13 protein-coding genes are annotated in these 13,173 nt (G+C 63.8%); 7 read left to right on the top strand and 6 right to left on the bottom strand.

The window, feature by feature from the left end; genetic code table 11:
- Window positions 1-56 precede the first annotated feature (56 nt).
- The 4 genes from SJI00_RS10005 to aspA form a co-directional block, all read right to left on the bottom strand.
- On the bottom strand, window positions 57-1,163 hold the full coding sequence (locus SJI00_RS10005; RefSeq protein ID WP_322461564.1) for an extracellular solute-binding protein: 1,107 nt from the start codon (window positions 1,161-1,163) through the stop codon (window positions 57-59).
- Between the two features lie 2 nt (window positions 1,164-1,165).
- The gene (locus SJI00_RS10000; protein ID WP_322461563.1) at window positions 1,166-2,206 is read right to left on the bottom strand and encodes a histone deacetylase family protein; all 1,041 of its coding nucleotides are present in this window, start codon (window positions 2,204-2,206) and stop codon (window positions 1,166-1,168) included.
- A 99-nt stretch (window positions 2,207-2,305) separates the two neighbouring features.
- A complete protein-coding gene (locus SJI00_RS09995; protein WP_322461714.1) occupies window positions 2,306-3,298 on the bottom strand; it encodes an AraC family transcriptional regulator in 993 nt (330 codons plus the stop codon).
- Window positions 3,299-3,552: 254 nt separating this feature from the next.
- Complete coding sequence (gene aspA, locus SJI00_RS09990; protein ID WP_312933147.1) at window positions 3,553-4,977, bottom strand: aspartate ammonia-lyase; 1,425 nt, start codon at window positions 4,975-4,977, stop codon at window positions 3,553-3,555.
- Window positions 4,978-5,157: 180 nt separating this feature from the next.
- On the opposite strand from aspA, the gene SJI00_RS09985 reads away from it, so the two are divergent.
- The 5 genes from SJI00_RS09985 to SJI00_RS09965 all read left to right on the top strand — a co-directional run bounded on the left by SJI00_RS09985 (window position 5,158) and on the right by SJI00_RS09965 (window position 8,787).
- The gene (locus SJI00_RS09985; protein ID WP_322461562.1) at window positions 5,158-6,072 is read left to right on the top strand and encodes a LysR substrate-binding domain-containing protein; all 915 of its coding nucleotides are present in this window, start codon (window positions 5,158-5,160) and stop codon (window positions 6,070-6,072) included.
- A 206-nt stretch (window positions 6,073-6,278) separates the two neighbouring features.
- Window positions 6,279-6,770: a 5-(carboxyamino)imidazole ribonucleotide mutase gene (gene purE, locus SJI00_RS09980; protein ID WP_322461561.1), complete on the top strand. Its 492-nt coding sequence runs from the start codon at window positions 6,279-6,281 to the stop codon at window positions 6,768-6,770.
- 10 nt (window positions 6,771-6,780) lie between these two features.
- The gene (locus SJI00_RS09975) at window positions 6,781-7,866 is read left to right on the top strand and encodes a 5-(carboxyamino)imidazole ribonucleotide synthase (RefSeq protein WP_322461560.1); all 1,086 of its coding nucleotides are present in this window, start codon (window positions 6,781-6,783) and stop codon (window positions 7,864-7,866) included.
- A 91-nt stretch (window positions 7,867-7,957) separates the two neighbouring features.
- Window positions 7,958-8,203: a GlsB/YeaQ/YmgE family stress response membrane protein gene (locus SJI00_RS09970; RefSeq protein ID WP_322461559.1), complete on the top strand. Its 246-nt coding sequence runs from the start codon at window positions 7,958-7,960 to the stop codon at window positions 8,201-8,203.
- 50 nt (window positions 8,204-8,253) lie between these two features.
- On the top strand, window positions 8,254-8,787 hold the full coding sequence (locus SJI00_RS09965) for a DUF3299 domain-containing protein (protein WP_322461558.1): 534 nt from the start codon (window positions 8,254-8,256) through the stop codon (window positions 8,785-8,787).
- 21 nt (window positions 8,788-8,808) lie between these two features.
- Here SJI00_RS09965 and SJI00_RS09960 read toward each other — a convergent pair whose 3' ends face one another.
- Together SJI00_RS09960 and SJI00_RS09955 are read right to left on the bottom strand one after the other, a co-directional pair.
- Window positions 8,809-9,714, bottom strand: a complete 906-nt coding sequence (locus SJI00_RS09960) for a D-hexose-6-phosphate mutarotase (protein ID WP_322461557.1) — start codon at window positions 9,712-9,714, stop codon at window positions 8,809-8,811.
- 128 nt (window positions 9,715-9,842) lie between these two features.
- Complete coding sequence (locus tag SJI00_RS09955; protein WP_322461556.1) at window positions 9,843-10,241, bottom strand: acyl-CoA thioesterase; 399 nt, start codon at window positions 10,239-10,241, stop codon at window positions 9,843-9,845.
- Between the two features lie 456 nt (window positions 10,242-10,697).
- On the opposite strand from SJI00_RS09955, the gene SJI00_RS09950 reads away from it, so the two are divergent.
- A complete protein-coding gene (locus SJI00_RS09950) occupies window positions 10,698-11,987 on the top strand; it encodes an MFS transporter (protein WP_322461555.1) in 1,290 nt (429 codons plus the stop codon).
- Between the two features lie 164 nt (window positions 11,988-12,151).
- On the top strand, window positions 12,152-13,135 hold the full coding sequence (locus SJI00_RS09945) for a phosphate ABC transporter substrate-binding protein PstS (protein ID WP_322461554.1): 984 nt from the start codon (window positions 12,152-12,154) through the stop codon (window positions 13,133-13,135).
- Window positions 13,136-13,173 lie beyond the last annotated feature (38 nt).

Raw genomic sequence — 13,173 nt, 5'->3', positions numbered from 1 at the left:
AGCAGACAGGCTCGAACCCGGCGCGGTCAGGGACCGCGCTGGCGCATGCACAGACCTCAGGTCCTGGACTTGATCCGCGTCCAGGCCCGCGTCCGCGCCCGCTCGGCGTCACGCGGCAACGGCTTGAGGGTATACAGCTTGGCCATTGCCTCGGCGGTCGGGTAGAGGTTGGGGTTGTTGCGAATGGCCGGGCTGACGTTCTCGGTGGCGTCCTTGTTTGGGTTGGGATAACCCACGAAATCGCTGATCGGCGCGATCACCTCGGGCCGCAGCAGGTAGTTGATGAAGACATGGGCGTCTTCGGCGTTGGCGGCGTTTTTCGGAATCGCCAGCATGTCGAACCAGATCGGCGCGCCTTCCTTGGGCAGGCGCATGTCCACCACTACGCCGTTGTTGGCTTCCCGCGCGCGGTTGGCAGCCTGAGAGAAGCTGCCGGAATAGCCCACCGCCACGCAGATATCGCCATTGGCGATGTCGGCCATGTATTTGGAGGAGTGGAAGTAGGTGACGCTCGGGCGAATCTTCAACAGCAGGTCTTGGGCCTGTTTGTAGTCCGAAGGCTCGCTGCTGTTGGGGTCCAGGCCCAGGTAGGCCAGGGCCAGAGGCAGGATTTCCGAGGGCGAGTCGAGCATGGCCACGCCGCACTGCTTGAGTTTGGCGATGTTCTCGGGCTTGAAGATCAGATCCCAGCTGTCTACCGGCGCATGTTCGCCCAGTGCGGCCTTGACCTTCTCCGGGTTGAAGCCGATCAGCACCGTGCCGTACATGTAGGGCACGGCGAACGTGTTGCCAGGATCATTCGCTTCGATGAGCTTCATCAGCGCCGGGTCCAGGTGCTGCCAGTTGGGCAGCTTGCTGCGGTCCAGCGGCTGGAACACGCCAGCCTCGATCTGCTTGGCCAGGAATACGTTCGACGGCACCACCACGTCATAGCCGGAGTTGCCGGTCAGCAGCTTGGCCTCCAGCGCTTCGTTGGTGTCGAAGATGTCGTAGATCAGCTTGACCCCGCTGTCTTTCTTGAAGTCGGTGAGGGTCTGCGGCGTGATGTAGTCGAACCAGTTGTACACGCGCAAGGTGCGTTGTTCCTCGGCCTGGGCAGGGACAGCACCGGCCAGTAGACCGGCGGCCACCAGCGGGGCAAGCAGGCATTTGCTTGGGCTCATGATCAGGCTCCTGGCAAGGCGCGCTGGAAACCTTCCAGCACATTGACCGCGTTGATACCAATTTCCTCGACCGCATAGCCGCCTTCCATCACGAACAGTGTCGGCTTGCCGAGCTGGGCGATGCGCGCGCCCATCTCCAGGTAGTCGGGGCTGTCGAGCTTGAATTGCGAAATCGGGTCGTCCTTGAACGTGTCCACCCCCAGCGAGATCACCAGCACGTCAGCGTCGTAGGCGCCAATACGCTGGCAGGCGTCCTCCAGCGCAGCGCTCCAGGCTGCCCAGTCACTGCCGGCAGGCAGGGGATAGTTGATGTTGCAGCCTTCGCCTGTCCCTTCGCCGGTCTCATCGGCATAGCCGAGGAAGAACGGGAACTCGGCCTGGGGATCGCCGTGGATCGAGGCGAAGAACACATCGCTGCGCGCGTAGAAGATGTCTTGGGTGCCGTTGCCGTGGTGATAGTCGACATCAAGGATCGCCACCTTGGCGCGGCCTTGGTCGAGAAACGCCTGCGCGGCAATGGCCGCGTTGTTCAGGTAGCAGTAGCCGCCCATGACCTCGGCGGCGGCGTGGTGCCCCGGTGGTCGGCACAGGGCGAAGGCCGCGTGGGCACCTTGCTCGATGGCAGCCTGGGCGGTGAGGGCTACCTGCGCCGCGCTGTAAGCGGCTTGCCAGGTACCGGCAGTGATGGGCGCACCCGCATCGAAACTGTAATAGCCCAGCTCGCCCAGCAGGCTGGTCGGCTTGACCTGGCGCAGGGTGCGCGCCGGCCAGGTGAATGGCAGCAGGTCACCGTCGCGCGCCAACGCTGCCCAGCGGGCCCAGGCGCCTTCAAAGAAGTCCAGGTAGGCGTCGCTGTGGATACGCTGCAACGGTGCGCGACCGAAGTCGGTGGGGCCACGCACCTCGCCCAACTGACGGGCTTTGACTCGCTCAAGGACGTGATCGGCGCGCGAAGGCATTTCGAAGCAGGGCATCAGTTGGCCGTCGATCAGCTCGCAGCGGCCATGGTGCAGGCGGTGGTCATCGGAATAGATGGTCAGCATTGTTGTTCTCCGGGTCACTGGCATGCAGCCATTCTGCTGCGCGCAGGCCCGGTCGAAGAACGCCAGGCATGGCCAAAAGGGGATCGATGTGGCCAGCGTTCAGCCGCGGTACTGCCGAGGGCCTACACCGCACCAGCGCTGAAAGGCATGGCGGAAGCTCGCGGTTTCGCTGAAGCCTAGCGTTTCGGCGATCTGGTGGATCGGCAGGTGCGCTTGGTTCAGCAATTGCTTGGCCTGCTCGAAGCGCAGCTCATCGAGCAGTTGCTGATAACTGCAGCCCAGTGCCTGCAGGTGCCGGCGCAAGGTGCGCGATGAGCAGTTCATCTGCCGAGCCAGCCCGTCCAACCCAGGAGCTGCGCTCAATTGTTGCTGCAGCAGCTGACGAATGCGCCCCAGCCAGGCCTGGCGGCCCGTGAACTCCAGGTTCAGCCGTCGGCAGCGCTCGTCCATCGCCTGGTGAGTGATGGCGTCGGCCAGCGGTAGCGGGGCGTCGAGCCAGGCGCGGTCGAAGGCGAAGGCGTTGTCGGCGGCCTGGAACTCGAGCGGGCAAGCGAAGGCGTCGGCATAGAGCGCGTGGTAGCCGGGGCGAGGGTGGGCGAAGCGGGCGGCTAGCAGGGCCAGCGGTTGGCCCAGCAGGTCATCGCAGATCACTTTGAGCGAGACCATGCAGAACTCGGCATTGAAGGCCGCCAGCCCCGGCGCTTCATGGTGCTCGCTGGCACTGAGCCAGGCATGCTCGCCATGCTCGACCAGGCGCAAGTGGAACATTGTTCCCAACAGTGCCGGAAATTGCAGCGCCAAGCGTAGCGCGTCACCCAAGGTGGCACTGGACAGCAGCGCATAGCCAAGCATGCCGTAGCACGACACGTGCATCCGCCGGCCCAGCTCCAGGCCGATGTCCTCACGCAGCGCTACAGCGTTGGCACACACCTGCAACTCCTGCTGGGTGGTGATGCGCGCATCGGCGTGGCCCAGGTCGGCCGCGCTGATACCGCTGCCGGCGAGCAGGTGCTGCGGGTCGACGCCGTGTTGCGCGAACACCTTGAGGGTCAGCGAAACCGCATTGAGGGTGGTGAGGTGGCTGTGCAGCATGCTCGGACGTCCGCGGGGGTTGAGGGACATTGCCGAGCAAGTTGTGTGCCGGATGCTGGTAAAACCCTGCAAAGCAGTGAGCGAGAGGTGCCTTGCTGCTGTTGGCGCGCACTGCCGCGCGCTGCGGCTCCTGGGCCTGTGAACCGTTCGCCGCGTTTGCCATAAAAAAAGGGCCCGGTGCATGCACGCGGGCCCTTGAAGGGTGGAGGGGTGTCTAGGCCCCTCGACCTGGTGAGACGGGTGACAGCGGTGGGTTACGCTTTGAGCGGCACCAGACGCGGGGCAATCATGTTTTCCGGGCGCAGGATGTCATCGAGCATCGCCTCGTCCAGCAGCTGCTCTTCACGCACCAGTTCCAACACGCCGCGGCCGGTTTCCAGGGCAACGCGGGCGATACGGGTGGCGTTTTCATAGCCGATGTACGGGTTCAGCGCGGTGACCAGGCCGATGGAGTGCTCGACCAGCTCGCGGCAGCGCTGTTCGTTGGCGGTGATGCCGACGATGCAGTGTTCGCGCAGCATGTCCATGGCGCGTTGCAGCAGGCGGATCGAGTCGAAGATCTTGTAGGCGATCAGCGGCTCCATCACGTTCAACTGCAACTGGCCACCTTCGGCGGCCACGGTCAGGGCCAGGTCGTTGCCCATGATGGCGAAGGCCACCTGGTTCACGGCCTCTGGAATCACCGGGTTGACCTTGCCTGGCATGATCGAGCTGCCTGGCTGACGCGCCGGCAGGTTGATCTCGTTGATGCCGGTACGTGGGCCGCTCGACAGCAGGCGCAGGTCGTTGCAGATCTTCGACAGCTTCACCGCGGTGCGCTTGAGCATGCCGGAGAACAGCACGAAGGCGCCCATGTCGGAAGTGGCTTCGATCAGGTCGGCAGCCGGAACCAGTGGCTGGCCGCTGATCAGCGCCAGACGCTGGACGGCCAGGGCCTGGTAGCCTGGGTCGGCGTTGATGCCGGTGCCGATGGCGGTGCCGCCGAGGTTGATTTCGGTGAGCAGCTCAGGGGCCAGCGAACGCAGACGGTTGAGGTCTTCGGTCATGGTGGTGGCGAAGGCGCGGAATTCCTGGCCGAGGGTCATCGGCACGGCGTCTTGCAGCTGGGTGCGGCCCATCTTCAGCACGTGGTTGAATTCCTGGCCTTTGGCCGCGAACGCCTGAATCAGGCTGTCGAGGCTGGCCAGCAGCGCGTCGTGGCCCAGCAGCAGACCCAGACGGATCGCAGTCGGGTAGGCGTCGTTGGTCGACTGCGCCATGTTCACGTCGTTGTTGGGGTGCAGGTACTGGTATTCGCCCTTCTGGTGGCCCATGGCTTCCAGCGCGATGTTGGCGATGACTTCGTTGGCGTTCATGTTGGTCGAGGTGCCAGCACCGCCCTGAATCATGTCGACCACGAACTGCTCGTGGTAGTCGCCCTTGATCAGTCGGCCGCACGCGGCGCTGATGGCGGCGTGCTTGGCATCGCTCAGGTGCCCCAGCTCACGGTTGGCGTCAGCAGCAGCCTGCTTGACCATCGCCAGGCCCACTACCAGTTTCGGGTAGTGCGACAGCGGTACACCGGAGAGGTGGAAGTTGTTGGCAGCGCGCAGGGTCTGGATGCCGTAGTAGGCATCGGCAGGGACTTCCAGAGTGCCAAGCAGGTCTTTTTCGACGCGGAACGATGCAGCAGCGGACATGATGGATATCATCTCGATATTGACCCGGCATGTGCCGGAATGCCGCCAATCCTAGGCCTGAGGCATTTTTGCGGCCAATGCTGATGCACGCTAACCTATGCACAAACGGCATACTGATTGATGTGACGTCAACTGACCAGCGAGCGTGTTCCATTTTGGTGCGCGCCGGAGAAGGGCTTCATGAACCTTGAAAGCAAATGGCTGGAAGACTTCAGCGCACTGGCCGCCACCCGCAGCTTTTCCCAGGCCGCCGAGCGACGCTTCGTGACCCAGCCGGCGTTCAGCCGGCGTATCCGCAGCCTTGAAGCGGCGCTGGGCCTGACGCTGGTGAACCGCTCGCGCACCCCCATTGAACTGACCGAAGCAGGCCAGCTGTTTCTGGTTACCGCGCGCACGGTTGTCGACCAGTTAGGCGAAGTTCTGCGTCATTTGCATCATCTGGAGGGCGGGCAGGGCGAGGTCGTGCAGATTGCCGCCGCCCACTCGCTGGCCTCGGGCTTCTTCCCGCACTGGGTGGCGCAACTGCGCAACGACGGCCTGAACATCGCCACACGCATGGTCGCGACCAACGTCGGCGAAGCGGTGCATGCGCTGAGGGAGGGTGGCTGCGACCTGATGCTGGCGTTCTACGACCCTGACGCGGCCTTGCAGATGGACGCGGAAATCTTTCCCTCGCTGCACATGGGCACCACTGAAATGCTCCCGGTGTGCGCGGTGGACGCTGACGGCAAACCGCTGTTCGACCTTGAGGGTGAGACCAGCGTGCCGCTGCTGGCGTACAGCGCCGGGGCGTTCCTGGGGCGCTCGGTGAGCCTGCTGCTGCGCCAGCGCAGCTTGCGTTACACCACCGTGTGCGAAACGGCCATGGCCGACAGCCTGAAGAGCATGGCGCTGGAAGGCATGGGTGTGGCCTGGGTACCGCGGCTGTCGATGCGCGGTGAGCTGCAACGGGGTGAACTGGCGATTTGCGGCCCGGCGCAATGGCATGTGCCGCTGGAAATCCGCTTGTACCGCTGCGCCTTGGTGCGCAAGGCCAATGTGCGGTTGCTGTGGCGCAAGCTGGAGTCGGTGGGCAGCCAGGGCGAGGCGCCATGAATCGGCGCAAAAGTTGTCCCGCTAGACAGCTTGCCCTTTGATCCGCTCTGTGCTTGCGGGGGTGTGCGGTTCCTTGCGCACTAGGCTATAATCCCGCGCCTTCGGCCGAGCTGGTCGATCAGAATCCACACAACAAGCCACGCCGGTCCCCTGCGTGGCTTGTTGCTTTTAGCGCGCCCGCAGGCGCTTGCAGGAGAGGTTCGACGATGAGTGCACTGGTTGGCGTGATCATGGGCTCCAAGTCCGATTGGTCCACCCTTAGCCACACCGCCGAGATGCTGGAAAAGCTCGGCATCCCCTTCGAGGTGAAAGTGGTGTCGGCGCACCGCACCCCTGATCTGCTGTTCCAGTACGCAGAAGAGGCCGAAGGCCGCGGGATCGAAGTGATCATTGCCGGCGCTGGCGGCGCGGCGCACCTGCCAGGCATGTGTGCGGCCAAGACCCACCTGCCGGTGCTGGGCGTGCCGGTGCAGTCCTCGATGCTCTCGGGCGTCGACTCGCTGCTGTCGATCGTGCAGATGCCCGCTGGCGTCCCGGTCGCTACCCTGGCCATCGGCCGCGCCGGGGCGATCAACGCCGCGCTGCTGTCGGCCAGCATCCTGGGCGCCAAGCACCCGCAGTTCCACACGGCGCTCAAGCAGTTCCGCACGGAGCAGACCGACACCGTGCTGGACAATCCAGACCCGCGCCAGGCTTGAGGCTCATTCCATGAAAATCGGTGTAATCGGTGGTGGCCAGCTCGGCCGCATGCTGGCCCTGGCGGGCACTCCGCTGGGCATGAACTTCGCCTTCCTCGACCCGGCGCCAGACGCCTGCGCAGCGCCTCTGGGCGAACACCTGCGTGCCGACTACGGCGATCAGGACCACCTGCGCCAGTTGGCCGATGAAGTTGACCTGGTCACGTTCGAGTTCGAGAGCGTACCGGCTGAAACCGTCGCCTTCCTCTCGCAGTTCGTCCCGGTCTACCCCAGTGCCGACGCCCTGCGCATCGCCCGCGACCGCTTGTTCGAAAAAAGCCTGTTCCGCGACCTGGGCATCCCCACCCCGGCGTTCGCCGACATCCTTTCCCAAGCCGACCTCGACGCCGCCGTAGCCAGCATCGGCCTGCCGGCTGTGCTCAAGACCCGCACCCTGGGTTACGACGGCAAGGGCCAGAAAGTGCTGCGCAGCGCTGCTGATGTGGTCGACACCTTCGCAGAGCTGGGCAGCGTGCCATGCCTGCTGGAAGGCTTCGTACCGTTTACCGGCGAGGTGTCGCTGGTGGCGGTGCGCGGTCGCGATGGCGAAACGCGCTTCTACCCGCTGGTGCACAACACCCATGACAACGGCATCCTGCGCCTGTCGGTGGCCAGCCAGGCGCACCCGCTGCAAGCGTTGGCCGAAGATTACGTCGGCCGTGTGCTGGAGAAGCTCGATTATGTCGGCGTCATGGCCTTCGAGTTCTTCGAAGTCGATGGCGGCCTGAAAGCCAACGAGATCGCCCCGCGCGTGCACAACTCCGGGCACTGGACCATCGAAGGCGCCGAGTGCAGCCAGTTCGAGAACCACCTGCGCGCCGTGGCCGGCCTGCCGCTGGGCTCGACCGCCAAGGTCGGTGAGAGCGCCATGCTCAACTTCATCGGCGCCGTGCCCGATGTGGCCAAAACGGTGGCCATCAGTGACTGCCACCTGCACCACTACGGCAAGGCGTTCAAAGTCGGCCGCAAGGTCGGCCACGCGACCCTGCGCTGCCAGGATCTGCCTACCCTGCAAGCCAAGATCGCCGAAGTAGAGGCTCTGATCGCGGCGAATTGAACCTCGCCGGGCTTCTTGCCCTCTGAAAGAACAGGTGCCAGCGTGCTCGACCGCCGCTGGCGCGTTTCATTTCATTTAAGGAGGGATTGCCATGGGCATCATCGGTACCATTTTCATCGGCTTCATCGTCGGCCTGCTGGCGCGTTTCCTGAAGCCAGGGGATGACAGCATGGGCTGGATCATGACCATCCTGCTGGGTATCGCAGGCTCGCTGCTGGCCACCTACGGCGGCCAGGCACTCGGCATCTACCAGGCCGGTCAGGCTGCAGGCTTCTTCGGGGCCCTGGTGGGCGCCATTGTCATCCTGGTGATCTACGGCCTCATTCGTAAGCGCTGATTGCAGATAGAATGCCCGGCAATTCATCCTCTTGAGTTGCCGAGCACTCTATGCGCGTGTTGTTTCTCCTTCCCCTGCTGCTGGCCAGCGCCCTGGCTCACGCCGAACTGCCCGAAACCGACTGGCTCGAACTGATGCCCACCTCGGATCAGAAAGCCCTCGAAGCCATGCCCGAAATCGACCATGACTCGCCCGAGGCCATGGGCACCTTCACCGACAAGGGTGGCTTGAAGCAGAGCAAAGGTCTGCCGGCCGTGATGTATTCCACCAAGACCGTGCCGGCCATGAATGGCAAGCGCATCCGCCTGGGTGGTTACCCGGTGCCGCTGGAAAGCGACGCCAAGGGCAACAGCACCCTGTTCTTCCTGGTGCCCTACCCAGGCGCCTGTATTCATGTGCCGCCGCCGCCGCCCAACCAACTGGTCCTGGTGCGTTATCCCAAAGGCCTGAAGATCAGCGACATCTACACGCCGCTGTGGGTCAGCGGGCCGTTGAAAGTGGAGAAGGTCAGCAATGACCTGGCCGATGCAGCCTATGCGCTGGACGCGCAGACGGTGCGCGTGGTGGAAGACGCGGACCTGTGAGCAAGGCCCGCGCCTGCGGCCTCAGCGGCGCTCGAGCGGCGCGCTGCTGATCTTCACGGACAGGGCGTGATGGGCACCGGGGGCGAGGGTCAGCACGTCGTGCCAGGCATTGGCGGTTTCGATGCAGAGCATGCCCTGCCAGGCCTCGTCGGCCATGTCGGGTAGCTCGGCAGCGCGCTCGGTCCAGGGATTCCAGATCACTGCCGAGCGCGAACCTTGGGTGTGCAGGGTGGTGCGCCGGTCGTGCTGCGGATCGACGATGCTCAGCAGCGTCGGCGGGTCGAGGTAGATGCGGTCGGTTTCACCGGCGAAGGTGAGGGCGCTCTGCTGAGTACGTTGCTGCCAGTCGGCGAGGGTCTCGATGTAGGTCAGTTCTTCCACGCCATGCACCTGTACCTGGCGTACATCGCTGACGGCGAAATAGGTGTGCAGTGCCTGGCTGATGGTAACGGGCTGCGCACCGAGGTTGCGGTTACTGAGGGTCACTTCGAGCGTCTCGCCCATGGTTACACACAGCCTGAGTTCGACACTGTGCGGCCAGTCGGGCAACGCGCCCTGGGCCTGCGGCATGTCGAATTCGACGCGCACCGTATCGCCTTGCTCTTGCATGCCCAGCAGTTGCCAGTCACGGCCGCGTACCAAGCCATGAGCCGGCGCGGGCTCAGCGTCGTACATCGCTTGCACCGCCTCGGGGTTGCGCTGCAAATGACCGAACCACGGCCAGCACACCGGCACACCACCGCGTACCGACTTGCCCTGCTTGAACAGCGCTTGTTCGCTCAGCCATAACAGCGGCGCTTGCCCGGCCCGTTGATAGCGCAGGATCTGCGCGCCCTGCTGGGCAATCACCAGCTCGGCCTGCGCGGTGGTGATGCGCCAGCACTTGAGTTCGCCCAGCACGAGGGTGTCGACATTGGCAGTGGTCATGAAAAGTCCTGGGGGCGAGTGGGTGGGAAGCCTGGAGCCACGGGCGTCGGCGCCGGTATGGCGCTGTAAGGGCGCCAAGCGATGGCCGAGGCAGGCAATCTACCAGCTGACGGGCCTTGAACCGCAGCCTAGCGCTGCGGCACGGCGCGGGTGCGGCCGCTGCTGTCGATGGCAACGAAGACGAACACCGCTTCGGTAACCTTGCGCCATTCGCTGGACTGCGGATCGTCGCTCCAGACTTCGACCATCATCTGGATCGAGCTGCGGCCGATCTCCAGGGTCTGGGTGTAGAACGACAGCTGCGCGCCCACGGCCACTGGCACCAGAAAGGCCATGCGGTCGATGGCCACGGTCGCCACGCGGCCTCCGGCGATACGGCTGGCCATGGCGGTACCGGCCAGGTCCATCTGCGCCACCAGCCAGCCGCCGAAAATATCGCCGAAGCCGTTGGTTTCGCGGGGTAGCGCGGTGATTTGCAAGGCCAGGTCGCCTTGTGGGATGGGATCTTCTTGTTCGAGCTCAATCATGCCGAGGGGCCTCTGACCCGTGACGCTTCGTGAGAGGGCGCATCAGACTGGATGCGAACAGAGCCTGCGCGACGATCATGCTGCGGTGTAGGCAGGTTCGCACGCGGGCCCGATCAGTCTGCTCATCCACAGCCCTGGAGGTGCGAGATAAACGACGATAGCGGCACATGGTACGCCCCTTTCGCTGACGCAGGCGGCTTGTGGAGCAACTCCGCAACGCCGTCTGAGCATACCGACCGGTGTTTTCACACAACATCCCACATCGGATGCAACCTTTTCCTACGAACTATGCAGTATATAGGCCGTTGCCAAGCGCTACGACCGCAGCTTCATGAATATCCTCTGCGAGGCCAGGTGCCTATGAGCGCGGCTTGTCAATTTGTTATCTTCCTTGACCGCCCATTCCAGAAGCCGCGGACAACGCGGCCTGCGTGCCCAATAAGAGTGCAAAACCCGATGACCACCGTGTCCAGCAGTACCGAGCAGCCCGCGCGACCGCTTACCCGCCGCGATTACAAGACCCTGTCGCTGTCGGCCCTGGGCGGCGCTCTGGAGTTCTACGACTTCATCATCTACGTGTTTTTCGCGGTGGTGATCGGCAAGCTGTTCTTCCCGCCCGACATGCCCGATTGGCTACGCCAGATGCAGACCTTCGGCATCTTCGCCGCGGGATATCTGGCAAGGCCGCTGGGCGGCATCGTCATGGCGCACTTCGGCGATTTGCTGGGTCGCAAGAAGATGTTCACCTTGAGCATCTTCATGATGGCCGTGCCCACACTGATCATGGGTATGCTGCCGACCTACGCACAGATCGGCCTGATGGCGCCGGTACTGCTGTTGTTGATGCGGGTCATCCAAGGCGCCGCGATCGGCGGCGAGGTGCCGGGGGCCTGGGTGTTCGTTTCGGAGCATGTGCCGGCGCGCAACACGGGCTATGCCTGCGGCACACTGACCGCAGGGCTGACGGGCGGCATTCTGCTGGGCTCGCTGGTGGCGACCCTGATCAACTCCGTGTACACCGCCGAAGAAGTGGCCGATTACGGCTGGCGCATCCCGTTCCTGATTGGCGGTGTATTCGGTCTGTTCTCGGTGTACCTGCGCCGCTGGCTGCATGAAACCCCGGTGTTCGCCGAAATGCAGCAGCGCAAGGCGCTGGCCGAAGAGCTGCCGTTACGCGCGGTGCTGCGCGATCACCGTGGCGCGATCATCCTGTCGATGCTGCTGACCTGGCTGCTGTCGGCCGGCATCGTGGTGGTGATCCTGATGACCCCGGCATTGCTGCAAACGCTCTATCACGTCAGCCCCACTGATTCGCTCAAGGCCAACAGCCTGGCGATCATCCTGCTCAGCCTCGGCTGCATCGGCACCGGCTGGCTGTGCGACCGCTTTGGCGCCGGTCGCGTGCTGGTGATCGGCAGCCTGCTGCTGCTGGCCAGTTCCTGGACCTTCTACCACAGCCTGGAGACCCGTCCCGAGCTGCTGTTCGGGCTGTATGCCGTCACCGGGTTGTGTGTCGGTGTGATCGGCGCGGTGCCGTTCGTGATGGTCAAGGCGTTCCCGGCGGTGGTGCGCTTCACTGGGCTGTCGTTCTCCTACAACGTGGCCTACGCGATCTTTGGCGGCCTGACGCCGATGGCGGTCACCGCGTTGCTCAAATTCAGCCCCCTGGCGCCGGCGTATTACGTGGCGGGGTTGTGTGTGCTGGGTTTGTTGATCGGTGGCTATCTGCTGGCAAACAAGCGCTGAAGCCACGTCCCGGACGCCTGCAGGACCTCTGGAAAGGCCATCCCGCGCTGCGGTGATGGCCTTTCATCTATTTGTCACATTGAGGTCATACCTTAGTCACACGGCCCTCAGATACTGGCCCCCGTTCTGACCTGAACCCCTCGAAATTCTGCTAGGAGCAAGGCATGAAACTGAAGCGTTTGATGGCGGCCCTGACATTTGCCGCCGCTGGCGTTGCAACCGCCAATGCGGTCGCCGCTGTCGATCCCTCGATCCCGACCTACACCAAGACCACCGGTGTGTCGGGCAACCTCTCCAGCGTGGGTTCCGATACCCTGGCGAACCTGATGACCCTGTGGGCCGAGGCCTACAAGAAGGAATACCCGAACGTCAACATTCAGATTCAGGCCGCCGGCTCCTCCACCGCGCCACCCGCGCTGACCGAAGGCACTGCCAACCTGGGCCCGATGAGCCGCAAGATGAAGGACGTCGAGCTGCAGGCGTTCGAGCAGAAGTACGGCTACAAACCAACCGCCATCCCGGTTGCCGTCGACGCCCTGGCCGTGTTCGTGCACAAGGACAACCCGATCAAGGGCCTGACCATGGCGCAAGTCGACGCGATCTTCTCGTCCACCCGCCTGTGCGGCGCCAAAGCGGATGCCAAGACCTGGGGCGATGTCGGTGTCACCGGCGACCTGGCCGGCAAGCCGCTCCAGTTGTTCGGCCGTAACTCGGTATCGGGCACCTATGGCTACTTCAAGGAAGAAGCCCTGTGCAAAGGCGACTTCAAGCCTAACGTCAACGAACAGCCTGGCTCGGCCTCGGTCGTGCAGTCGATCAGCAGCTCGCTGAACTCGATCGGCTATTCGGGCATTGGCTACAAGACCGCCAGCGTGAAAACCGTACCGCTGGCCAAGAAAGAAGGCGGCGAGTTCATCGAAGACAACGAAGAAAACGCTCTGAACGGCAAGTATCCGCTGTCGCGCTTCCTCTATGTCTATGTCAACAAGGCGCCGAACAAGCCACTGGCCCCGCTGGACGCCGAGTTCATCAAGCTGGTGCTGTCGCAGGCGGGCCAGCAGGTCGTGGTCAAGGATGGTTACATCCCGCTGCCGGCCAAGGTCGTCGAGAAGACCCTGAACGATCTGGGCCTGGCTCACGCCAAGTAATCGAGTACCCCGGAGGGGCCGCCTGGCGTGCCCTTCCA

The organism is Pseudomonas gebzensis (genome assembly GCF_034427815.1).
Classification (GTDB): Bacteria; Pseudomonadota; Gammaproteobacteria; order Pseudomonadales; family Pseudomonadaceae; genus Aquipseudomonas.
Note: the sequence above shows the minus strand (reverse complement) of the source record. Positions and strands in the feature narration are given on the sequence as shown.